The organism is Pseudomonas sp. PDM30, from assembly GCF_019218985.1.
In the GTDB taxonomy this organism is placed as follows: domain Bacteria; phylum Pseudomonadota; class Gammaproteobacteria; order Pseudomonadales; family Pseudomonadaceae; genus Aquipseudomonas; species Aquipseudomonas jessenii.
In genome coordinates, this window is the sequence record NZ_JAHUWM010000003.1 from 672843 (window position 1) to 693633 (window position 20791).

Annotated in this window: 23 protein-coding genes, 1 tRNA gene and 1 pseudogene; 9 read left to right on the plus strand and 16 right to left on the minus strand. The window is 58.6% G+C overall.

Features of this window, described 5'->3' with window-relative positions; translation table 11 throughout:
- The first annotated feature begins 85 nt into the window (after nucleotides 1-85).
- From KW840_RS10425 to KW840_RS10440, 4 genes are all read left to right on the plus strand, one after another.
- The gene (locus tag KW840_RS10425) at nucleotides 86-724 is read left to right on the plus strand and encodes a LysE family translocator (RefSeq protein ID WP_218495096.1); all 639 of its coding nucleotides are present in this window, start codon (nucleotides 86-88) and stop codon (nucleotides 722-724) included.
- A gap of 79 nt (nucleotides 725-803) precedes the next feature.
- Nucleotides 804-2150, plus strand: coding sequence for a bifunctional diguanylate cyclase/phosphodiesterase (locus KW840_RS10430; RefSeq protein WP_218495097.1), 1347 nt, complete (start codon nucleotides 804-806; stop codon nucleotides 2148-2150).
- A 118-nt stretch (nucleotides 2151-2268) separates the two neighbouring features.
- Nucleotides 2269-2427, plus strand: a complete 159-nt coding sequence (locus KW840_RS10435) for a KGG domain-containing protein (RefSeq protein ID WP_007976786.1) — start codon at nucleotides 2269-2271, stop codon at nucleotides 2425-2427.
- 72 nt (nucleotides 2428-2499) lie between these two features.
- A complete protein-coding gene (locus KW840_RS10440; RefSeq protein WP_218495098.1) occupies nucleotides 2500-3003 on the plus strand; it encodes a DUF4142 domain-containing protein in 504 nt (167 codons plus the stop codon).
- Between the two features lie 55 nt (nucleotides 3004-3058).
- Here the strand turns inward: KW840_RS10440 and KW840_RS10445 are convergent, their stop codons facing one another.
- Entirely contained in the window at nucleotides 3059-3469 is a 411-nt protein-coding gene (locus tag KW840_RS10445; protein ID WP_090453624.1) for a low affinity iron permease family protein, read from the minus strand.
- Nucleotides 3470-3681: 212 nt separating this feature from the next.
- Between KW840_RS10445 and KW840_RS10450 the strand changes: the two genes are divergently transcribed.
- Nucleotides 3682-4767, plus strand: coding sequence for a type I restriction endonuclease (locus tag KW840_RS10450; RefSeq protein WP_102672066.1), 1086 nt, complete (start codon nucleotides 3682-3684; stop codon nucleotides 4765-4767).
- 261 nt (nucleotides 4768-5028) lie between these two features.
- On the plus strand, nucleotides 5029-5799 hold the full coding sequence (gene tam, locus KW840_RS10455; protein WP_218495099.1) for a trans-aconitate 2-methyltransferase: 771 nt from the start codon (nucleotides 5029-5031) through the stop codon (nucleotides 5797-5799).
- A gap of 370 nt (nucleotides 5800-6169) precedes the next feature.
- Here the strand turns inward: tam and KW840_RS10460 are convergent.
- From KW840_RS10460 to KW840_RS10500, 9 genes and pseudogenes are all read right to left on the minus strand, one after another.
- A pseudogene (locus tag KW840_RS10460) lies at nucleotides 6170-6424 on the minus strand (type II toxin-antitoxin system HicB family antitoxin); the annotation flags it as partial.
- A 77-nt stretch (nucleotides 6425-6501) separates the two neighbouring features.
- The gene (locus KW840_RS10465) at nucleotides 6502-6771 is read right to left on the minus strand and encodes a short-chain dehydrogenase (RefSeq protein ID WP_218495100.1); all 270 of its coding nucleotides are present in this window, start codon (nucleotides 6769-6771) and stop codon (nucleotides 6502-6504) included.
- A 487-nt stretch (nucleotides 6772-7258) separates the two neighbouring features.
- Complete coding sequence (locus KW840_RS10470) at nucleotides 7259-7618, minus strand: type II toxin-antitoxin system HigA family antitoxin (RefSeq protein WP_007984691.1); 360 nt, start codon at nucleotides 7616-7618, stop codon at nucleotides 7259-7261.
- On the minus strand, nucleotides 7618-7920 hold the full coding sequence (locus KW840_RS10475; RefSeq protein WP_218495101.1) for a type II toxin-antitoxin system HigB family toxin: 303 nt from the start codon (nucleotides 7918-7920) through the stop codon (nucleotides 7618-7620). The genes KW840_RS10470 and KW840_RS10475 overlap by 1 nt, the downstream gene beginning before the upstream one ends.
- A 252-nt stretch (nucleotides 7921-8172) precedes the next feature.
- Nucleotides 8173-8246, minus strand: a tRNA-Gly gene (locus tag KW840_RS10480).
- Between the two features lie 181 nt (nucleotides 8247-8427).
- Nucleotides 8428-9312, minus strand: coding sequence for an alpha/beta fold hydrolase (locus KW840_RS10485; RefSeq protein ID WP_090453634.1), 885 nt, complete (start codon nucleotides 9310-9312; stop codon nucleotides 8428-8430).
- A 313-nt stretch (nucleotides 9313-9625) separates the two neighbouring features.
- Entirely contained in the window at nucleotides 9626-10318 is a 693-nt protein-coding gene (locus tag KW840_RS10490) for a pseudouridine synthase (protein ID WP_218495102.1), read from the minus strand.
- A gap of 34 nt (nucleotides 10319-10352) precedes the next feature.
- On the minus strand, nucleotides 10353-10571 hold the full coding sequence (locus KW840_RS10495; protein WP_008050697.1) for a cysteine-rich CWC family protein: 219 nt from the start codon (nucleotides 10569-10571) through the stop codon (nucleotides 10353-10355).
- A complete protein-coding gene (locus KW840_RS10500) occupies nucleotides 10558-12051 on the minus strand; it encodes a sensor domain-containing diguanylate cyclase (RefSeq protein ID WP_218495103.1) in 1494 nt (497 codons plus the stop codon). The genes KW840_RS10495 and KW840_RS10500 overlap by 14 nt, the downstream gene beginning before the upstream one ends.
- A gap of 287 nt (nucleotides 12052-12338) precedes the next feature.
- Between KW840_RS10500 and KW840_RS10505 the strand changes: the two genes are divergently transcribed.
- Both KW840_RS10505 and KW840_RS10510 read left to right on the plus strand, forming a co-directional pair.
- Nucleotides 12339-12593 carry a hypothetical protein gene (locus tag KW840_RS10505; protein WP_079246796.1) on the plus strand — a complete coding sequence of 85 codons (255 nt, stop codon included), beginning with the start codon at nucleotides 12339-12341 and terminating at the stop codon, nucleotides 12591-12593.
- A gap of 167 nt (nucleotides 12594-12760) precedes the next feature.
- The gene (locus KW840_RS10510) at nucleotides 12761-13213 is read left to right on the plus strand and encodes a hypothetical protein (protein WP_218495104.1); all 453 of its coding nucleotides are present in this window, start codon (nucleotides 12761-12763) and stop codon (nucleotides 13211-13213) included.
- Between the two features lie 144 nt (nucleotides 13214-13357).
- Here the strand turns inward: KW840_RS10510 and KW840_RS10515 are convergent, their stop codons facing one another.
- The gene (locus KW840_RS10515; protein WP_218495105.1) at nucleotides 13358-14470 is read right to left on the minus strand and encodes an enoyl-CoA hydratase/isomerase family protein; all 1113 of its coding nucleotides are present in this window, start codon (nucleotides 14468-14470) and stop codon (nucleotides 13358-13360) included.
- A 132-nt stretch (nucleotides 14471-14602) separates the two neighbouring features.
- Between KW840_RS10515 and ung the strand changes: the two genes are divergently transcribed.
- A complete protein-coding gene (ung, locus tag KW840_RS10520) occupies nucleotides 14603-15295 on the plus strand; it encodes a uracil-DNA glycosylase (RefSeq protein WP_218495106.1) in 693 nt (230 codons plus the stop codon).
- Between the two features lie 102 nt (nucleotides 15296-15397).
- On the opposite strand, the gene KW840_RS10525 is transcribed toward ung, so the two are convergent.
- From KW840_RS10525 to KW840_RS10545, 5 genes are read right to left on the minus strand one after another with little or no spacing between them, the layout of a single operon-like run.
- Entirely contained in the window at nucleotides 15398-16438 is a 1041-nt protein-coding gene (locus tag KW840_RS10525) for an AbrB family transcriptional regulator (RefSeq protein WP_218495107.1), read from the minus strand.
- The gene (locus KW840_RS10530; protein WP_057716033.1) at nucleotides 16431-17945 is read right to left on the minus strand and encodes a tripartite tricarboxylate transporter permease; all 1515 of its coding nucleotides are present in this window, start codon (nucleotides 17943-17945) and stop codon (nucleotides 16431-16433) included. Before KW840_RS10530 ends, KW840_RS10525 begins: the two co-directional genes overlap by 8 nt.
- Before the next feature lies 1 nt (nucleotide 17946).
- Complete coding sequence (locus KW840_RS10535) at nucleotides 17947-18405, minus strand: tripartite tricarboxylate transporter TctB family protein (protein WP_057716032.1); 459 nt, start codon at nucleotides 18403-18405, stop codon at nucleotides 17947-17949.
- A 58-nt stretch (nucleotides 18406-18463) separates the two neighbouring features.
- Nucleotides 18464-19441 (minus strand): tripartite tricarboxylate transporter substrate binding protein, encoded by a 978-nt coding sequence (locus KW840_RS10540; protein ID WP_218495108.1) that lies wholly within the window; start codon nucleotides 19439-19441, stop codon nucleotides 18464-18466.
- Between the two features lie 39 nt (nucleotides 19442-19480).
- Nucleotides 19481-20770, minus strand: a complete 1290-nt coding sequence (locus tag KW840_RS10545; protein ID WP_218495109.1) for an OprD family porin — start codon at nucleotides 20768-20770, stop codon at nucleotides 19481-19483.
- Nucleotides 20771-20791 lie beyond the last annotated feature (21 nt).

A 20791-nucleotide genomic window follows, 5' to 3' on the forward strand; every position in this document is an offset into this window, starting at 1 on the left:
GATTTCTGTCGCGATCAGGCAGTCGGCAGTTGAGGTCCTGATATAGACTGGCCATCATTCACCAAGCCGTTCAAAAGGACTCCCCATGACCCCATCGTTGCTAATGGCCGTGCTTGCCTCGGGTTTTATCTACGGCATCACCCCGGGGCCGGGTGTGCTGGCGGTGTTCGGCATTGGCGCGGCCCATGGGCGACGGGCCGGGGCGGGGTTTCTGTGCGGGCATTTGCTCGGTGATGTGCTCTGGTGCAGCACGGCGCTGATCGCGATTGTCGGTGCGCGGGAGATCGGCAGTACGGCGTTTGACGTGCTCGGTGTGCTCAGCGGCCTGTACCTGTTCTGGCTCGGCTGGCGTGCTGTGCGCGCCCGGCGTAGCAGCGGTGATGCGCCGCAGGGCCCGGCGCGGCAGCCGTTCTGGCACGGCATCCTGTTTGGCCTGACCAATCCCAAGGCCTATCCAGTGGCGGTGGCGACGTTCACGGCATTGCTGTCGAGTCGCGCGGAACTGCTCAACTGGTCAATGCTGCCGGCGCTGATCGCCCTGAGTTTCGTCGGCGGGTTGCTCGCCTACGCTATTCTCATCGGCATCGTCGGTGCACGGCGAGTGCGCACCTTGTACCAGCGTCATGAACTGGCAATCACCCGGTTGTGCGGGGTAATGTTCATCGGTTTCGCCATTAATGCGCTGGTCCATGCGTTGCCGGGGCTGATGCCGGAAAAGGCTTGAATGTAATCACAGGGATGCAAGGCTGACGGGGCAGGGATGATTGAAGAGCGCTGCATTATCGGGGCACCCACGCTGAACCATGGAAAACCGGAATTCCGCGCCGCTGGCGAGTTATATCGATCTGTTGCTGGACGCCGTCTGTGCGGTGGATAAGCAGGGCCGCTTCGTCTTTGTCAGCGCGGCATGCGAGCGCATTTTTGGCTACAGCGCCGATGAGATGATCGGCGAGGCGATGATCGACATGGTGCACCCGGGCGATCGCCAGCGCACCCTCGACGCCGCCCGGGAGATCATGGGCGGTGAGCCCAAGCTCAACTTCGAAAACCGCTACCTGCGCAAGGATGGCAGTGTGGTGCACATCCTCTGGTCGGCACGCTGGTCCGAGGACGATCAACTGCGCATCGCCGTTGCTCGTGACATCACCGAGCGTAAGCAGGCCGAGTCCCGGCAGGCAGCGTTGTATGCGATTTCCGAAGCGGCCCATGCGGCAGAGGATCTGCTGGCGTTGTTCAAACGCATCCACATGATCATCGGCGAATGGCTGCCGGCATTGAGTTTTTCCGTGGCGCTGTACGACCAGCACTGCGCACAGCTGAACTTTCCCTATCACGTCGATGACCACGAGCCACAGCCCGAACAGCCTGGAACCATGACCGGGCGCCTGTGTGTCGAGGTGATCTGCACGGGGCAGCCGATCCTGTTGACTCCGGGCCAGTGCCCACCTCTTGCCGGCTTCGAAATGCTGCAGACCGAACAGAACGCACCCTGTTGGCTGGGTGTGCCGCTGAGTTCGCAAAACGGCACCATCGGCGCGCTGATCGTCAAAAGCATTCCGGGCGGCGAACGCTACACCGAGCAAGACAAGGAGCTGCTGCAATACGTCTGCGCCCAGGTCGCCACCGCCATCGAGCGCAAGCAATTGCACGCCCGCCTGCAACACATGGCCCAGTACGACCAACTGACCCAGTTACCCAACCGCGAGCTGCTACGCGAACGGCTCAAGGCGTCACTGCAATTGGCCCGGGAGGGCGGCGGGCGCATGGCGCTGCTGTACGTCGACCTTGACCGCTTCAAGCAAGTCAACGACACCCTTGGGCACGCGGTCGGCGACATGCTGTTGCAAGCGGTGGCCAACAGGCTCAAGGGCTGCGTGCGGGAAATCGACACCGTGGCCCGCATCGGCGGCGATGAGTTCGTGGTGTTGCTGCACAGCATTCACGCGGCGGACGATACCGACCTTGTGGTCGAGAAAGTCCGTCAGGTCCTGGGTCAGCCCCTGCGCCTGGACGGGCACAGCCTGAATATCCAGCCCAGCATCGGCGTCGCCCGATACCCCGATCACGGCACCGAAGAGAAGCAATTGTTCCGGCATGCCGACGAGGCGATGTACTGCGCCAAACGCGAGCATCACCTGCGACTGGTCTGAAAAACCGCGCACCGTTCGTCGTGGCATCCACGTAATTTTCTAAACCTTTTGGGGCGCGCAAATTCAGATTCTATGCGGGCTACAGCTCGCCGCGACTACCACCAAGAGGAAGAGAATCATGCCTAATTCAAGAAACTCGAACTCGGGGAACTTCGCCAATGATCGAACGAAGGCCTCTGAAGCCGGTCGCAAGGGTGGGAAAACCACCACGACGACTGTCGACAAAGAGCCTGCGAAACCCGACATGGGCCGCAAGCCCGGACAGAAATCCAAGTAATGGATGATGGTGGTTTTGATTGAGAAGCGGGGGCGAAAGCTCCCGTTTGAATTTGAAGAGGAGGGCGCGACCATGAACCGGATGGCCACCCGATTATGTAATACCAGTCTTGCCACGTTATTGGGCCTGTTTGCCAGCGGCGTCTTTGCCCAGTCGACTGCCGAGTTCATCGACGAGGCCTCGGCAAAAGGTATTGCCGATATTGAAGCAAGTCGCCTGGCGCACCAGAAAGCCGAGTCCAAAGAGGTCAAGGACTACACCATTATCGTCATCAACGACCGCACCACGGCGAACCAGCACCTGGCTAAAATCGCCAAACAACTGGATATACCGGTCGCCCCCCGGGAAGAAATTGTCGAAAAGGCCAAAGCCCTGATGCCACAAGTCATGGATGGGGCGACCTACGATGAGGCCTATACCGCCAGTCAGGTGAAGACCACGCAGGAAGCCATCGAACAGCTGCAGCAGGAGGCGCAGACCACCGACGTGCCGCAAATCAAGGCGTTCGCCGAAGAAACCCTGCCTAAACTGCAAAATCACCTGGAAATGGCCAAGGCGTTGCAAGCCAGTCGTTGACCTGAAGGTTTGAACACAAACGGCGCGGGGCTTCAGTCACGCGCCGTTTTTCTGTTCAGCACTGGTCCAGATGCGGCTTGGGGTTATGCGTTGGGTTCAGGCCGTCGAGGTCGAACACCTGGTTCTCGCCCATGGCGCGGTAGTGCCTGCGCAGCGCCTCCAGTTGCTTGAGGTCCAACGCCTCAAGCCCGAGCATGGCCTGTTGCGCCTCCTTGGTCACCCGCAGCAATTCGTCGACTTTCAAATGCAGGATGTCGGTGTCGCGGTTCTGCGTGTTTTGAATCAGGAACACCATCAGGAACGTGATGATGGTGGTCGAGGTATTGATGACCAGTTGCCACGTATCGTTGAAATGAAAAATCGGCCCGCTCAAACCCCACAGGAAAATCAGGATCAACGCGCTCATGAATGTCTTGGGGCTACCGGCCCAGAGGGCGAGTTTCTGCGCGATTTTTGCGAATTTCATGACCGTGTTCCTTTTGAGGGGGCGCCTGATTTTTCAGACAGTGGCGGGAGAATGAAAATTCGGCTGGGGTTGCAAACCAATGAAGCATGGAGGTAGGCAAGATCTTAATTTTGGGTGGGAATCTTCCTTTGTATCGGTTTGTGTCTAGTATCAATGGCAGTCAATTTGCCAGCATGTGTTCACACGGATCGAAACCGGAAAAGAGGCTACTCATGGAATTCTTCGAAAAGTTAGCAAGTCTCGCTGCCAAAGTTCGTTTGCAGAGCGCTGCCATTCAAACGGAAGAAGCGACCAAGAATGCTTTTGTCATGCCCTTTATCAGTACGGTACTGGGCTACGATGTTTTCGATCCGACGGAAGTGACACCTGAATTCGTTTGCGATATTGGAACGAAGAAAGGGGAGAAAATTGATTACGCAATCATGAAGGCTGGTGAGGTTCAGATTCTCATCGAGTGCAAAAAAATTGGTGAGCCGCTGCATATCAATCATGCCTCCCAGCTGTTCCGCTATTTTCATGTCACCAGCGCTCGAATCTCCATTCTCACCAATGGCCAGGTCTATAAGTTTTTCACTGACCTGGACGCGCCAAACAAAATGGACGAGAAGCCATTCCTTGAACTCGACCTGCTGGATATCGACGAGTATTCCGTCCCAGAGTTGGTGAAACTCACCAAATCTGCATTCGATGTGGAGTCGATCATCAGCGCCGCAGGTGAGCTGAAGTACGTCAGCCAAATCAAGAAGGTGATTGCTTCTCAGGTAAGCAAGCCTGACGACGACTTCGTGAAAGTGTTTGCTTCTCGGGTTTACGACGGAGTGATTACTCAGAAGGTCCGAGAACAGTTCCATGAGCTCACGAGAAAGGCTGTGGTGCAGTTTCTCAACGACCAAATCAATGACAGGCTCAAGTCGGCAATGAGTGGCGCCCTCCAGCCTGCGCAGGCCTCTTTACCAGTCGCTACTGGTGACACTGAACAATCCGATGTTCGAGATGAGTCAGAGGACAAAGTTCTGACGACATTGGAAGAACTGGAGGGCTATCACATCGTCCGGGCCGTGGTTCGGTCGGTTGTTGATGCCAAGCGGATTGTTCAGCGTGACACACAGAGTTACTTCGGCATCCTGCTCGACGACAACAACCGCAAGCCGATCTGCCGACTGCACTTCAACCGATCACAGAAATACATCGGCATATTTGACGAAGAGAAGAATGAAACCCGGCATGCAATCAACTCCGTTGATGACATTTACGAGTACTCGGATCATTTGAAGAAGACTGTCGGGTACTACGATTAAGATTGCTGTCTAGCGACGAAAAAACTGGCTAATAGAGCCTAGGCCGATCAGTTAAGGTGAAAAACTGTGGGAGCGAGCTTGCTCGCGATAGCGCCATGTCAGTCGACGACGATGTTGACTGTGCAATCGCCATCGCGAGCAAGCTCGCTCCCACAAAAGTTTTCGCAACAAAGGTGGAATAGAGCAGAGCCTATTGGCCGATGTATCGTAGTGAACTGGTGGTCTGCCCAGATCACGACAACGTACCGACAGGAGAACGCAATGAGTTGGTCCGCCAAACAGTACGTCGCTTTTGAAGATGAACGCACCCGTCCCGCCCGTGACCTGCTGGCGGCCGTCCCCGCCGGGGACGTGCGCTTGGCCATCGATATCGGTTGTGGGCCCGGCAACTCCACCGAGTTGCTGGTGGAGCGCTTTGCCGATGCCACGGTGCGTGGGCTGGACAGTTCCAGCGACATGATTGACGCCGCGCGCAAGCGCTTGCCGCAGGTGCAATTCGACATCGCCGACATCGACACCTGGAATGACAGTGGCCCGTTCGATGTGATTTTCGCCAACGCGGTGTTGCAGTGGGTGCCTGATCACGCCACCTTGCTACCATCGCTGGTGAGCAAACTGGCGCCGGGTGGCAGCCTGGCCGTCCAGATGCCTGACAACCTGAATGAACACTCGCACCGCTTGATGCGTGAAGTCGCCGCTGATGGCCCATGGGTCGGCAAGCTGGCAGGTGCCGCTGGGCAGAGGACCGAAATGGTCGATGCCAGTGGCTACTATTCGATTTTGAAAGCCTGTTGCACCCGCGTCGATGTGTGGCGCACCACTTACCATCATCCGCTCGCGGGCGGTGCGTCTGGCGTGGTGGAGTGGTTCAAGGGCAGTGGCTTGCGACCGTTTCTCGATCCGTTGGACGAGGCGGAACGGGCGCAGTATCTGAAGCAATATCAGACTGCTATCGAACGGGCGTATCCGGCCTTGGCCGATGGTTCGGTGCTGTTGCCGTTTCCGCGACTGTTTATCGTCGCGACCCGCTGAAGCAAAACAGGGACAGTTGATGAGCGTCATCTGCCCCTTTTTATGGTTTTGAAAAATCACTGTGGCTTGTTCTTTTTTGAGCGCCGGGCACTCAAGTACTCAAAGGCAAAGGACGCAAAGCCGAACAACCCGATCAATGAAATGATCATGATTCCCAACTCTGAATTGTGCATGTTGATCTCCAGGCGAAGGATGAGCCGGGAGAATAAGGGAACTGTTGCTGGGCTCAACGCAGCTCTACGGCATCTTTACTCGCTTGCGGTGATCTATACGCAAAAGATATGAGCGTCCAGGTGGCAGGGTCACATTCAGCGCTGAACACCAACCCACTGTTTTGAATCATATCAGGGGCTCCAATCAGTTACTCGATCACGTCGACTTCCACCAGCGCCCACGTACAGCCAGCGTACTTTGGATTAGATGTGTGCAGGGTAACGCTGCTGGCTGAGGGGAAGGGTGCACCGTTCTCGGCGAGCATCTCGAAATACCCCTCAATGGCTTGTTGAACCATGGCTATTGCATCTTCCAGATCTTCACCGGCGCTAAAACAACCTGGCACATCCGGGACTTCAACACCCCACGCATGTTCGTCGTCGTCCATGAAAATCGCAATCGGGTAAAACATGTTCATGGTCCTCCGTGAACACAGCGGGTGAGGTTATGAACCCCAAATGGCGCCCCCGAAAGGCGCCGGGTGGACTGTCAGGAGGGTTCTGCATCCATGCGTCGAGCGATTACATCAAGCACATCGCATCCATCGCGCAATGGCACGCAGCAGAGCAATGCGAAGTCGCTCAGGACCACTGTGTCGGAGCTCAGGTCGCCACGCATCGCGAGGTTTTCCAGGAGCTGAGTGACGGCTCGAATTCTGTAACTGGCGGTGCTGAGCAGGGAGTGCAGGGGTTGGGTGGTGTTGACGTAGAGAGAGGGGAGGTCGTCGGCGTTGCTGGTTAAAGCCATATATTCATTCATGAGTGATTCCTTGAATTGAAGTGAACTACCACTCAGTGTCGCCAAACAAAGGGTGGCAGCTGTACGCAGGTTGGCGAACCGGGACAAGGCAAACCGGCAGACCCGAAGGTCTCCCACGCACAGCCACCATAAACAGGTAGCCAAGTGCGTTCAGAAACGCTCCGAGACAGCTCGGAGGTTTCTATGCTTTGCCATCAAGTCGCCAAACCCGATACGCCATTTTTGGCGCGCTCGGACTATAGGCCTCGTGGCAAAAGCACAGCAATGCGCAAGTGTACGGACATTTCCCAGTGTCGTGTAGGACGTTGCTTTTTTGAGCGTTGATCTCCGTTGGGCCTTTAAAAGTGGGCCCTTAGTACTAGCGTTGGCAGACGCATCACCAAATCCCGCGCACAAAAAAACGGCCACTTGGGCCGGTTTTTTGTTCTCCATATCTCCCGTCAGACAACCTGTACTGAGGCTGAAATCTGGAGGGAGGTCTACGCCATCAGGCAACACCCGCCAGCAAGCTTTCGTAAGGAATCCGCAACCCGTCGTGCAGGCGCTTGATCATCGACAGGCTCAATTTACGTTTGCGGTTCAGCACCTCAGATACCCTTCCGCTCGTACCAATGAAGGGTTCCAGATCGCGAGGGGTCAGGCCTTGCTGGTCCATGCGAAATTTAATTGCCTCAATCGGATCGGAGGGCGGCATCGGGTAATGCTCGTCTTCGTATTTCTCGATGAGCAGCGCCAGAATTTCCAGCTCATCGCCTTCAGGCGAACCAATTTCAGCTCCCCACAATTGTTCCACCCGTGCAAATGCAGCAGTCAGGTCTTCTTGATTGCGAATAGGTTTAATGTCCATCACACGGTCTCCGCGTTGATCTGATCGTACTGGGTGTGGGTGCCAACGAATCGTATGAAACCGAGCTGGCGCTGATAGTCGATTGCCATGATTACCCGGTATTTGTTGCCACCGATGTTGAATACAACCCTGCCACCCTTGAGGATGCTGGCCGTTCTCAGCTCCGCTTTAACCTCTTGCGGCGTGCCATAAACGGCTTTCTCCATGTGCCGATACCATTCAACCAGTGGTGTTTCGGAGTCAGCATAAGCCGGGCTACTTTCCCAGAACTCCCGCAATGTCCCTTTTGCAATCACACGCACTGCACTTCCTCCCATTTTGGGAGATAGTAGTCTTCGTTTCGAAGAGATGCAATCTCTGACTCCGTGGAAGAAATCCTTTATCGGGATAAGAAAAACGTTAACAAAACCCGGTTCTTGCGCAAAAACGCTAATTTTCAGAGTTTGGAGAAGCTAATCCAAATCCCGGACACAAAAAAACCGGCCATCAAGGCCGGTTTTTTCTGTCTCTGCATCCCCCGTCAAAACCACCCTGACGTGAGATCAAAATTCGATTGGAGCGGGTGAAGGGAATCGAACCCTCGTTATCAGCTTGGGAAGCTGGAGTAATGCCATTATACGACACCCGCTCAGAGCGCTGACTTTGTACCAGATACGGCCGGCGATTTGAAGTTTTTCTTTACGTGGAGCGGGTTTAACGCAGATGTGACAAAAAAGCCCGGACCGCATGACGGTCGATCGCGGGCAAGCCTCGCGCCTGCGCAATACGTTTAACGCAGCAGGGCGGGGCTTGCTCGCGATGACGCTACTTCAGCCTGCCAATGCATGGTGTTCCTGGACGTTGTGGTAACGCGGTCGGCTTTCGAGTTGCGCTGGTTTCAGGAAGCCCATCAGTGCGTTGCGGCTGTCTCGGCAGGCGGCTTTGTGCTCCATGTCGAGAAAGTGGCCGGTGGCCTGAATGGTGCTGAACGTGCTGTGTTGCACGTGGCCGGCGAACAACCGTGCGTCGTCGGCGGCGGTGTATTCGTCCCATTCGCCGTTGAGGAACAGCACCGGCACGTCGATTTTCTTCGCCGCGTGCAGGTAGCACTGGCGGTCGCTGTGCAGCACGTCGCTGATGTGGAAGTGCATCTGCCCGTACTCATGTTCGGCCAGGGAGCTGACGTGGCGATAGTTGAAGCGCTTGAACAACGACGGCAGGTGTTTGCCGATGGTGTCGTTCACCAGGTGCCCGACCCGGTCGCGGTCCAGGTTGCCGAGGTGTTCGACGCCGCGCTCGAGGTAGTCGAGCATGTGCGCGTTGATCACCGGGGAGAACGAGCTGATCACGGCTTTTTCGATGCGCCGTGGCCGTTGCGACAATGCCATCATGGTCGCGGCACCGCCCCAGGAAAACGACAGCACGTGCTCGGCGGCGAAGTGGTCGATCAGCTCCAGCAGGATCTGCCCTTCGATTTCCTTGGTGAGCATTTTTTCATGCAGGTTGTGGGCTTTTGACCGGCCCGCGTAGGGCTGGTCGTAGCAGACGACGTTGAACTGCGGATGGAGGTTTTTCACGGTTTGTGCAAACGACGCAGTCGTGGCCATCGAGCCGTTGACCAAGATAATGGTCTTCTCTGCGGCGTCTGCGCGATAGAACTCCGTGTAAACCCGATACTGACCCTGTATATCCAGCACAGCGATTTCTGGCCTCATGTCATAAGACTCCTGGCAAGCGGGTATGCGCGCAAATGAGATTGCACGAGCTTTGTGACAGGTAGGCATACGCCTGGAATTTGAGAGGCCCATGTCGATCCATTGCAGTCCGGTCGACGGGTATTGTTATTGGCGGGCAGTCTGCCGGATGAGGCCGGAACCCTTGGGTTCCTACCGGCAAAAAGTTTCTTAGAAGTATGGGGTGACTCATCGGTCACATTTCGGCCGACGTCCTGATTCAAGCAGGGGTCACATCATTGCGCAAGTGCCGTTGGTAAATTGTTCGACAACTTTCTGCTGAGCGGTCGCGCGTTTAGATCGATCCGATCTCTTCGTCGGTCAGCGGGCGATATTCGCCCGGTCTCAACGCGTCGTCGAGGACCAGCGGCCCCATGCGTTCGCGATGCAGGCGCAGCACCTTGTTGTCGAAGTGGCCGAACATGCGCTTCACCTGGTGATAACGGCCCTCGACAATGCTCAGGCGTGCCGATTTCGGCCCGAGCCGCTCTAGCCCGGCCGGTTGCGTGGTGAGGTCTTCGAAGGCGAAGTACAGCCCTTCGTTGAATTTGATCGCGTACTCGGGGCCGATGTCCTGCTCGGTTTCGACGTAATAGACCTTGGGCAATTTGGTCTGCGGCTGGGTCAGGCGCCGCGACCAGCTGCCGTCGTTGGTGATCAGCATCAGGCCGGTGGTGTTGAAGTCCAGGCGTCCGGCGATGTGCAGTTCGTCCTTGTCCGGTTCATGGATCAAATCGAGCACGGTCGGGTGCTGCGGATCCCGGGTGGCGCTGACGCATCCGGCGGGCTTGTGCAACATGAAATGGCGCAGGGGTTTACCGGCCTGCAGCACCTCGTTGTCGACTTCGACGCGGCTGAATTCGCGGACTTCGCTGTGCGGGTCGCTGACGACTTTTCCGTCAACCCTGACGCGTTTTTCCACCAGCAACAAGCGCACCTGCTTACGGTTGAAGCACGGCAGGTTGCTGAGGAAACGGTCGACACGCATGACTTAAGGATCGGTAAGGACAGGGGCGCGCATCTTACTTGATCGACCCGGACGCTGCTTGCAACTGCGCCTCGACTTCAGCGCAGCGCGGGCACAGGCACGAGGCGTCGCGCAGTTCCGCCGGCAGCGCCTGGAGCACCGCCGGGTCGATGCTGACGCCGTAGCACCAGCAGGCGCGGTCGGCGGTTCGCGGATCGGCCAGGGTGCAGTCGTTGGGTGCACCGCAGGCCGGGCAGAGGTCAGGCTGGTTCATAGCTGGAGTGAGGTTTTTCCACGCAGGTTCGGTTACGGCCAGTTTGCTTGGCCCGATACATCGCATGATCCGCCCGTGACAGCAGGCTGTGCAAGGTGTCATCGGGCTGCTGGGTGGTGAGGCCGATGCTGACGGTCACATGCAAGGCCTGACTGTTGTAGGCATAGCGCTGTTGTTCCACGTGCTGACGAATTTTCTCGGCAATCATCAGACCGGTCTTACCGTCGGTGTCCTTGAGCAGCACGATGAACTCTTCACCACCCCAGCGGCAGACGATGTCGGAGTGCCGCAGGCAACTTTCCAGATCCCGGGCGAAACCGATCAGTACCTGGTCGCCGGCCAGGTGGCCGTAGGTGTCGTTCAGCGCCTTGAAGTGGTCCAGGTCCAGCAGCAAAGCGGTCAGCGGCTTGGGCTCGCGCCGGGCTTCGTGCATGGCCTGCGCGGCCAGCAGATCGAAGCCGCGACGGTTGGGCAGTTCGGTCAGGCTGTCGAGGATGGCCTGGGCCTGGATCTTGTCCTGATAGCGTTTGATCACCCGGTTGAGCAGGGCCAGCACGATCAAGGTGACCAGCAGGCAGATCAGCAGGTTGAGGTACAGCGACTGGCGGATTTCACCGAGGGCGCTGTCTTCGCGTTTGTCGACGAACAGGTACCAGTTCAGCTCCGGGATAAACCGCACGTTGAGGAAATGCCCCTGGCCCTGCACGGAGTATTCATAGCTGCCGCTGTGGGGTTTGGGCAGCCGGCTGACCAGGTCTTTCATGCTGTCGAGTTCGCTGAGTTTCTGCCCGATGTGCGCACCCTGCGGACCCCCTTCGGCGCCGGTGAGCACCAGGCGCCCGAAGTTGTCGACGAAATACACACTGCGTTGATAACGCTGCTGGTACTTGTCGATCAGCTTGATCACGGCGTCGACGGTCAGGCCAACCCCGGCCGCGCCGATGAATCGGCTGTTGTAGTCGTAGACCTTGTAGTTGATGAAGAAGGTCAGGTTGTCCTTGTTGGCGAGATCCGGGTCGACGTTGATCTCGTACGGATCCTTCATGTCCCTCACGCGAAAGTACCAGGCATCGCGGGGCTCGGTGGTCTTGACCTGCTTGAGCACACCCTTGGCGTGGTAGTAGGTCAGGCTGGTGTTGGAGACGAAGAACGCGGTGTAGGCGCCGTAGTGGGTCATGACCTCGTTGAGGTAACGGGTCATCTGGTCGGAGTCCTGTTCTCCATTGACCACCCAGTCGCGCATGAAGGTGTCGCGGGCCATCATCGAGGAAATCAGGATCGGCCTGACGAGGTCTTTCTGGATTTCCGAGTAGACCGTATCCGATGTCAGCGGCAGTTCGGTGTTGACGATGTTGTCGCGGATCGAGGCCCGGGAGGCGTAGTAACTGAGGAAGGAGGTGGCGAGGAAACCTGCGCCCAGCAACGCGACCAGCGTGAGAACCAACAAACGTTGAGAATACAGCGGAGAGCGAAGCGGCATGGCAGTTCCATTGGCAGTCATCCGATGGTTGCATTCTAATGGCACTGCGGGGAAATAACTGCTCTATGTGTGCCGCGAATGGTCGTTCCCACATTCCACGAAGGGTTACGCCCGCCGCCAGCGTGAATGAGGCGGCACTTTGATGGTGCTCGTGTGCACCGCATTGGAACCTGTCCGCCGCTGATCAGACGGTGGGTGTGACGTCGCACTTGGCAGGGGAATGCCAGTCAAAACAGGTGTAAGTCGGAGCGTGCCGACTGCTGTTACAGGTCTTTACGGAGGCCACCATGTTGCGTCGATTATTGTTAGGTGCAGTACTGGGTCTTGGATTGTCTGGCTGCTACTACTACGCCGGTCCTGCCGACGTCTACGGGGGACCTTATTACTACCCCGGCTACTACTCGCCCTATTACTACGGTTACTACGGTCCGCGTTATTACGGTGGTTATCGCGCCTATTACTACGGTGGGCATGGTTACTACCGTGGCCACGGCGGCGGACACGGACATCATGGCGGTGGACATCGAGGTGGCCACCGTTAATCAGGGCGCGAACGAATGAAAAACCTTTCATCGGCCAGATGTTTCCACTTGTTTCGAGGGCGCACCAGATTCCGAATTCGGTGTCTGATCTTTCGACAGTCACCGAACATTTGTCTGTCGCCTGCCAGCGTCGTTGGTGTGGCTTACCCGCGGTCCAGGAGGCCGCCATGCTCTGTCGAATTATTCTGTTAGCTGTGTTGGGATTGTCCCTTGGTGGGTGCGTGCCTTATTACGATGAAGGAGGCAGTTACTACAGTTCCGAGGTCTATACCTCGCCATCGCCAACCTATTACGCCGGGGGGAGTTCCTACTACTCCAATGGTGGCGGTTACTACACACCGCCGCCCCGGTACTACGTGCCGCCAGCGCGGTATTACCAGCCGACACCGCGCTATTACTCACAGCCACGGATCTATCAACCGTCGCGCTATTACTCGCAGCCGCGGATGTATCAACCATCGCGCCATTACCAGTCGGCCCCTCGTTACTATCAGCCGTCGCGTGGCGACTACCGCACGCATCAGAACCATGGCTGGGACGGCCGTAACCGCGGGAACTGGAACAACGACTATCGCGGAAACGGTCGAGGCTATCGCAGCGGGCGGGGCGGCCACCGATAGCTTTGTACAAAACACAACTCTGAATGTGGGAGCGAGCTTGCTCGCGAAGGCGGAGTGTCAGTCAACATCAATGTTGCTGAGATGACGCTTTCGCGAGCAAGTCGAATCGTCGCACCGCCGCTCCCACAGTGTTGTGTGCAGTTTTCAGTATTCGGACAAATCCGCCAGCGGATGCCGACCTTCCCAAGCCTTGTGAAAATGCGCCTCTACCACCGCATCCGGCACGTTGTTGATGTCCGGCCAGTGCCAGTGCGGCTTCTGGTCCTTGTCGATCAGCCGGGCACGTACGCCTTCGCTGAATTCCGGATGCCGACAGCAGTTGAGGCTCAGGGTGTATTCCATCTGGAAGACTTCGGCCAATGACAGGTGTCGGGCTCGAATGATCTGCTCCCACACCAGACGAGCGGTCAGCGGAGCGCCTTCGCTCAGGGTCCTGGCTGCGCGGCTCAGCAACAGGTCGGTGTGATCGCGCAAGGCGCTGATGGCCTTCCAGGCGCAACGCACGTCGCTGACATCCAGCAGTTCGTCGATCTGCTGGCGGCGCGGCAGCCACTGGGCTTCGGGCATCTGCGCCGCGGCTTCCTGCTGCAAGGCCTTGAGCAGGCTGTTGAGCTGCATGGGTGTCTGTTCCTGCCAGTTCAATTGCAACAGGCCTTCGATCAATTCCGGCTGCTGCTCATCGAGCAGGAAACGATCGGCCAGGTCCAGGTCGATGGCATCGCGGCCGTTCATGTGCGCACCGGTCAGGCCCAGGAACAACCCGAGCTTGCCGGGCAGGCGCGACAGAAACCAACTGGCGCCAACGTCAGGGTACAGGCCGATGCTGATCTCCGGCATGGCCAAGCGGCTGCTCGGCGTGACGATGCGAATGCCTGCCCCTTGCAACAGTCCCATGCCACCGCCGAGCACATAGCCGTGGCCCCAGCAGATCAGCGGTTTCGGGTAGGTATGAAGTTTGAAGTCCAGGCGATATTCCGCCGCAAAGAACTGCGCGGCCAGTGGCGGTACTTCGCCCGGATGGACGCGACAGGCTTCCACCAGGCTGCGCACTTCGCCGCCGGCGCAAAAGGCCTTGGCACCGTTGCCGCGCAATAGAACGCAGACGATCTGCGGATCCTTGGCCCAGGCCCCCATTCGGTCGCGCAGGGCGTTGATCATCGGCAGGGACAGGGCGTTCAGGGACTTTTCGGCATCCAGGCTGGCGATGCCGATGCGCGCGCCGTCGGTGCCGGTGAGTTCTTCGAAGTGCAGATTCATCGTGACCTCGATCGGGAATTTGAGGGTTAAGTATGATCGCTGTGTGGGAAAGTGCCGGATCTGCGTCAGATCAATTGACAAGCGTGATGCGCTTTCCTAGGGTTCGCCCCATTGTTTTTGCCGGATGTAACCATGACTGCTGACGACCGTATCAAACTCGAACCGGGCTGGAAGGAGGCACTGCGTGCCGAATTCGACCAGCCCTACATGGCAGAGTTGCGAAACTTCCTGCAACAGGAGCGGGCGGCCGGTAAGGAGATCTATCCGCCGGGGCCGATGATTTTCAACGCGCTCAATTCCACGCCGCTGGACAAGGTCAAGGTAGTGATCCTCGGGCAGGACCCTTATCACGGCCCGGGCCAGGCCCATGGCCTGTGCTTCTCGGTGCAACCGGGCGTGCCGGCGCCGCCGTCGCTGGTGAACATTTATAAAGAGCTCAAACGCGACCTGAACATCGACATTCCCAGCCATGGCTACTTGCAAAGCTGGGCCGAGCAGGGCGTGTTGATGCTCAATACCACCATGACCGTGGAGCGTGCCAACGCCAATGCGCACAAGGACAAGGGCTGGCAGTTTTTCACGGATCGAATCATTGAAGTGGTCAGCCAACAGCAACCGCACCTGGTCTTCATGCTGTGGGGCGCCCATGCCCAGAGCAAGCAGAAGCTGATCGATGCGACCAAGCATCTGGTGTTGACTTCGGTGCATCCGTCACCGCTGTCGGCCTATCGCGGCTTTCTCGGTTGCGGGCACTTCAGCCGGACCAATAAATTTCTGGAACAGAATGGCGAGACGCCGATCGAGTGGCGGTTGCCGCCGGTTTGATGGGCTGAGCAAGAGGGCCCCATCGCGAGCAAGCTCGCTCCCACAAGGATCACGCGAACCCTGTGGGAGCGAGCTTGCTCGCGATGAAGGCAACTCGGTCTATCAGACTGAATCCGGACCCCGGTTCCAGTACTTGAACAACGGCTCCGCCAGAAACAACACAAACAACAGCCGCATCACCTGCATCGCCGTCACCAGCGGCACCGACAGTTGCAGGGTTTCCGCTGTCAGGCTCATCTCGGCAATCCCGCCGGGCATCATGCCCAAGGTCAGTGAACGCAGATCCAGATGGGTCAGCGCACTCAAACCCAATGCCGCCGCCGTGGCGATCAGCATGGTCAACACCGTGCCGATCAGGGTGCGCCCCATGAACGACGGCGCACGCCGGAAAAACTGCCGGTTGAAGTGACAGCCCAGACCGCTGCCGATCAACCATTGGCCAATCTGGCTACCGCCGTCGGGCAAGCCGATGTGCAGGTCCCAGCCGATGCTGACGGCCGCACTGACCAGCAACGGCCCGAACAGCCAGGGGTTGGGTTGACGCAGGCGCTCCCAGATCCAGGCCGCCAACGCGCCAGCGGGAAACAATACCGCCAGCCAGCGCCAATCGATGCTGCCAGAGTGGGAAATCGGCGCACCGTCGCCCAACAAATACTTGAAGGCTGCCGGCACGCACAGCACCACGACCAACACCCGCAAACTCTGCCCCGCCGCCACACGGCTGAGTACCGCACCATTGCGGGCGCCGAGGTTGACCATCTCCCCGGAACCGCCGGGCATGCTGGAAAAGAACGCCGTGGCGCGATCTTCTCCGGTACGGCGCATCAGCCACACGCCGACCACGGCGGACAGGCTGGTGACCAACGCACCAAAGAAAATCAAACCGAAATGACTCAGCACCTGCTCCATCACCACCGGGGTGAAGTGCAGGCCGATGCCGATACCGACGATCCACTGGCCGCACTTGCGTCCGCCAGGGATTTCGGCCAATTGCCAGGGTGTCAGGCAGCGCACGAGGATGATCGCCAGCAACGAGCCGACCATCCACGGCAAAGGCCAGCCGACCTGGCTGGCGAGATAACCGCCCAGCAGGCCGACCAGCGGGGTTCCCCACCAGAGTTTGAAGGGGGACCGATCAGACATCGGCGACAACGCGTTGCGCCACTGAGCGTTTACGCCAGATGCGCACAATCGGCACCAGCAGCATGACCACGATCAACCCCCAGACACCGACGGTGATGCCGCTCGACCAGAGGATGTCCAGCGAACCGTTGGAGATCGACAGCGCCCGACGCAGGTTCTGCTCCATCAAGCCGCCAAGGATGAAACCCAGTAGCACCGGCGACAGCGGGAAATCGAGCTTGCGCAGGATGTAGCCGAAGATGCCGATACCGATCATCAGGAACAGGTCGAAGGTGGTGGCATGCACCGCGTACACGCCGATAGCGGTGATGATCGCAATCATCGGCACCAGCGCCCAGTTCGGCACGGCGAGGATTTTGGTGAAGATGCGGATCATCGGGATATTGAGGATCACCAGCATGATGTTGGCGATAAACAATGACGCAATCAGGCCCCAGACGATGTCCGGTTGCTGTTGGAACAGCAGGGGGCCGGGCGTGATGTTGTACAGCGACAGCGCACCGATCATCACCGCCGTGGTACCCGAGCCGGGAACGCCGAGGGTCAGCATCGGCACCAGCGCGCCGCAGGCTTCGGCACCGATGGCGGTTTCCGGGGCCGCAAGACCGCGTTTGTCGCCCTGGCCGAATTTGCCGCTTGGGCCGGCAATGCGTTTCTCGGTCATGTAGGCCACCGCACTGGCCAGCGTTGCACCTGCGCCGGGCAGTACGCCCATGATGAAACCGAGCACGCCACAACGCATGTTCACCCAGAACACCGAAGCGGCTTCCTTGAAGTTGAACAGCATGCGCCCGGTCGCCTGGAAGGCTTCCTGGCCACGGTGGGTTTTTTCCAGCAGCAACAGGATTTCACTGATGGAGAACAGGCCCAGCACCAGCACTACGAATTGAATGCCGTCGGTGAGGTGGATGTTATCGCCGGTGAAGCGGTACACACCGCTGTTGGCGTCAATGCCGACCGTCGACAGAAACAGCCCGATCAGCGCGGCGATGAAGGTCTTGAGCGGGCGGTCGCCAGCCATGCCGCCGAGACAGACAATCGCAAACACCATCAGCACGAAGTATTCCGCCGGGCCGAAGGCAATCGCCCATTTCGCCAGTATCGGCGCGAACACCACCATCCCGCAGGTGGCAATGAAAGCGCCGATGAACGAACTCCAGGCCGACAGCGACAGGGCAACACCGGCCAGGCCTTGACGGGCCATCGGGTAGCCGTCGAGGGTCGTCATCACGGTGGAGGCTTCGCCGGGAATATTCAGCAGGATCGAACTGATCCGGCCGCCGTATTCGCAACCCAGATATACCGCCGCCAGCAGGATCAATGCCGACTCCGGCGGCAGGCCCAGTGCGAACGCAATCGGGATCAGCAATGCCACACCGTTGATCGGCCCCAGCCCCGGCAGCAGGCCGACGACGGTGCCGATCAGCGTGCCGCTGAGGGCGGTCACCAGGTTGTAAGGGGTTAGTGCGACGCCGAAGCCGTGACTCAAATAACCAAGCGTATCCATATCAGTTCTCCAGAACGTCGAGCAGGCCCAGAGGCAGTGGCACGTCCATGACTTTGTCGAACAGCAGGTACAGACCGACGCTCATCAGGCTGATGATTATCGCGCCCGGCAGCCAGCGTCCGCCGTACAGGCGAGCCATCGGTATGCCAACCAGCATGCTGCTGAGAATGAAGCCCAGCGGTTCGAACAGCCCGGCGAAGACCAGCAGCAACAGTACGCAAACACCAATTTTGGTCAGGGTTTCGCGATCCAGCGGTGGCTCTTCATCGGTGTGCTTGATCGGCGAAGGGCGATACACCATGTACACCAGCGCCAGGCCCATCAGTCCCAGCATCAGCAGGGGGAAGGCTCGCGGGCCGATCGGTTCGTAGGAAAAAGGTGCCTGGTAGGGCCAGGCCATCGCCACCAGGCTGAGGCAGGCCAGCAACAGCACCGAAGCAAAAATGCGTTGTAAGAGCATGGGGAACTCCTGTGCCGCGACTCCGCCAAACGGAGCCGCGGCCGCTAGACAGAGGCGATCACTGGATCAGGCCGAACTCTTTGGCCAGCACTTTGTAGTCCGCAACCTGCTTCTTCACGTAGGTGTCCAGTTCCGGGCCGGTCATGGCGAACGGGAACAGTTCACGCTGGTCGCGCAGCTTGGCGAACTCGGGGGAGGCCAGCAGCTTGTCGAAGGAATCCTTCCACCAGGCATAGTCTTCATCGCTGACTTTTGGCCCGAGGTAGAAGCCGCGAACCACCGGCCAGACGATGTCGTAGCCTTGCTCGCGGGCTGTCGGAATGTCCTTCATTTCCGGCTCGTCCAGGCGCTTGTCGGAGAACACCGCCAGCAGGCGCATGTCGCCGCTCTGGATGTGCGGCATGGAGTCGGAGATGTCGGTGCTGCCGACCTGGATGTGGCCGCCGAGCAGGGCGGTAGCAATCTCGCCGCCACCTTCGAGGGCAACGTAACGCAGGTCACGGGGGTTGATCCCGGCGGCCTTGGCGATCAGCGCGGTTTGCATCCAGTCCTGGCTGCCGACGGTGCCGCCGGAGCCGATCACCACTTTGCTCGGATCTTTCTTCAGTGCCTGGACCAGATCGTCGAGGGTCTTGTAGGGCGAATCGCTTTTCACCGCGATGGCGCCATAGCTGGTGCCAACGGCAGCCAGCCAGCGCACGTGGCTTTCATCGAAACGACCGAACTTGCCCTGGGCCAGGTTCAGCAGCGAACCACTGGACCAGGCCACCAGGGTGCCAGCATCGGCCGGACGTTGGGCGACCACTGCGTTGTAGGCTACTGCGCCAACGCCGCCGGGCATGTAGGTCACGCGCATCGGTTTGGTCAGCAGTTTTTCGTTGATCAGCGCGCTTTGCGCCAGTTTGCAGGTCAGGTCGAAACCGCCGCCGGGCGAGGCCGGTGCGATGCATTCCGGGCGTTTGGGTTCGGCAAGCACATGGCCGGTAAACAGCAGTACGCTGGCCGCGAGGGCAATTTTACGCATTGACAGGTTCATTCAAGTCTCCTTGGGAGTTGTTGTTATGGACGCACTGAATTACCAAAGGGCAACGCTATAGCTCACCAGCAGACGCACTTCATCGGCATCGCGAGCAGAGTAGTTGGAGCGGTAGGTGGCATTGCGCAGGCGCACGGCGACATCCTTGAGCGCGCCGCTTTGTACAACATATTTAATCTCGGAGTTGCGTTCCCACTCTTTGCCTTCGTCACCGTTCTTGAGCTTGATGTTGTCACCGCTAACGTAACGGCTCATGAAGGTCAGACCGGGGACGCCGAGGGTGACGAAGTCGAAGTCATAACGCGCTTGCCAGGAGCGTTCTTCGGCGCCGGCAAAGTCGTTGATCTGCACGAAGTTCACCAGGTACGGGTCGGCGCCATCCACATACGGGAATGCACTGTCGCCGGACATGTGCTGGTAGCCCGCGCTGAATTTGTGGCCGCTCAAGGCGTAACTCACCAGGCCGTTGAGGGACTTGTTGTCGATCTTGCCGCCACGGGCCTCGCCCTGGTCATCGCTGATGGCAAACCGCAGGTCGGTGCCAAAAGTGCCGGGGCCAAATGGCTGCGAAGCGATCAAACCGAGGAAATGCTGGTTGTAGACTTCATCGAGTTGCGCGAAGTGGTAGCTGCCGGTGATCTTGTCGGTGAGCTTGTAGTCCAGGCCGCCAAAATCAAAGTGCTTGCCGGCCACGGTGCCAGCGAAACGGCCGTTCTTGTTGTTGAGGGCAATGTCCTCGAAGTCGGTGCTGTCACGGTCCTTGGCTTTATCCAGACGCCCGCCGGTGAAGGTCAGGTTCTTGAGCTCTTTGGAGGTCAGCATGCCGCCCTCGAAGGTCTGCGGCAGGATGCGCCCGTCATTGGGCTTGAGGATCGGCAGTTCCGGGATCAGGGTGCCGAATTTCAGCTCGCTGGCGGAGATTTTCATTTTGCCGGTCAGGCCGAGCTTGGAGTATTCGTCGACGGCGCGCCCATCGTCGGTCGGCAGCAGGCCGGTACCGGTACGGTCCGGGCTCGAATCGAGCTTGACCCCCATCATGCCCAGCGCATCGACACCGAACCCCACGGTGCCGTCGGTGTAGCCTGATTTCAGATTGAGCATGAACCCCTGGGCCCACTCGTCACGCTTGGACTGTTGGGCGCTGGTGCCGTCGCGAAAGTCGCGATTGAAGTACATGTTGCGGGTTTCGAAAGTGGCCGAGCTGTCTTCGAAGAATGCGGCCTGGCTCAACGGCGAAAAGCCGGCAAGGGCGGCAGCGCTGGCAAGCGCAGTGTGGCTGAAACGGGAGAGGCGGGCAGGCGCGATAGCCTGGGTCTGCAAGGACTGCATGGATGACTTACTCCGTTTATT

Excerpts from the sequence above, each read along its gene's own strand:
- ung (WP_218495106.1), top strand. The coding sequence starts at position 14,603 with ATGACTGCTGACGACCGTATCAAACTCGAACCGGGCTGGAAGGAGGCA.
- KW840_RS10440 (WP_218495098.1), top strand. The coding sequence starts at position 2,500 with ATGAACCGGATGGCCACCCGATTATGTAATACCAGTCTTGCCACGTTA.
- KW840_RS10495 (WP_008050697.1), bottom strand. The coding sequence starts at position 10,571 with ATGAACCAGCCTGACCTCTGCCCGGCCTGCGGTGCACCCAACGACTGC.
- KW840_RS10500 (WP_218495103.1), bottom strand. The coding sequence starts at position 12,051 with ATGCCGCTTCGCTCTCCGCTGTATTCTCAACGTTTGTTGGTTCTCACG.
- KW840_RS10540 (WP_218495108.1), bottom strand. The coding sequence starts at position 19,441 with ATGAACCTGTCAATGCGTAAAATTGCCCTCGCGGCCAGCGTACTGCTG.
- KW840_RS10510 (WP_218495104.1), top strand. The coding sequence starts at position 12,761 with ATGCTCTGTCGAATTATTCTGTTAGCTGTGTTGGGATTGTCCCTTGGT.
- KW840_RS10490 (WP_218495102.1), bottom strand. The coding sequence starts at position 10,318 with ATGCGTGTCGACCGTTTCCTCAGCAACCTGCCGTGCTTCAACCGTAAG.
- KW840_RS10535 (WP_057716032.1), bottom strand. The coding sequence starts at position 18,405 with ATGCTCTTACAACGCATTTTTGCTTCGGTGCTGTTGCTGGCCTGCCTC.
- KW840_RS10465 (WP_218495100.1), bottom strand. The coding sequence starts at position 6,771 with ATGAATGAATATATGGCTTTAACCAGCAACGCCGACGACCTCCCCTCT.
- KW840_RS10445 (WP_090453624.1), bottom strand. The coding sequence starts at position 3,469 with ATGAAATTCGCAAAAATCGCGCAGAAACTCGCCCTCTGGGCCGGTAGC.
- KW840_RS10545 (WP_218495109.1), bottom strand. The coding sequence starts at position 20,770 with ATGCAGTCCTTGCAGACCCAGGCTATCGCGCCTGCCCGCCTCTCCCGT.
- KW840_RS10530 (WP_057716033.1), bottom strand. The coding sequence starts at position 17,945 with ATGGATACGCTTGGTTATTTGAGTCACGGCTTCGGCGTCGCACTAACC.
- KW840_RS10470 (WP_007984691.1), bottom strand. The coding sequence starts at position 7,618 with ATGGACATTAAACCTATTCGCAATCAAGAAGACCTGACTGCTGCATTT.
- KW840_RS10505 (WP_079246796.1), top strand. The coding sequence starts at position 12,339 with ATGTTGCGTCGATTATTGTTAGGTGCAGTACTGGGTCTTGGATTGTCT.
- KW840_RS10485 (WP_090453634.1), bottom strand. The coding sequence starts at position 9,312 with ATGAGGCCAGAAATCGCTGTGCTGGATATACAGGGTCAGTATCGGGTT.
- KW840_RS10450 (WP_102672066.1), top strand. The coding sequence starts at position 3,682 with ATGGAATTCTTCGAAAAGTTAGCAAGTCTCGCTGCCAAAGTTCGTTTG.
- KW840_RS10425 (WP_218495096.1), top strand. The coding sequence starts at position 86 with ATGACCCCATCGTTGCTAATGGCCGTGCTTGCCTCGGGTTTTATCTAC.
- KW840_RS10525 (WP_218495107.1), bottom strand. The coding sequence starts at position 16,438 with ATGTCTGATCGGTCCCCCTTCAAACTCTGGTGGGGAACCCCGCTGGTC.
- tam (WP_218495099.1), top strand. The coding sequence starts at position 5,029 with ATGAGTTGGTCCGCCAAACAGTACGTCGCTTTTGAAGATGAACGCACC.
- KW840_RS10435 (WP_007976786.1), top strand. The coding sequence starts at position 2,269 with ATGCCTAATTCAAGAAACTCGAACTCGGGGAACTTCGCCAATGATCGA.
- KW840_RS10515 (WP_218495105.1), bottom strand. The coding sequence starts at position 14,470 with ATGAATCTGCACTTCGAAGAACTCACCGGCACCGACGGCGCGCGCATC.
- KW840_RS10430 (WP_218495097.1), top strand. The coding sequence starts at position 804 with ATGGAAAACCGGAATTCCGCGCCGCTGGCGAGTTATATCGATCTGTTG.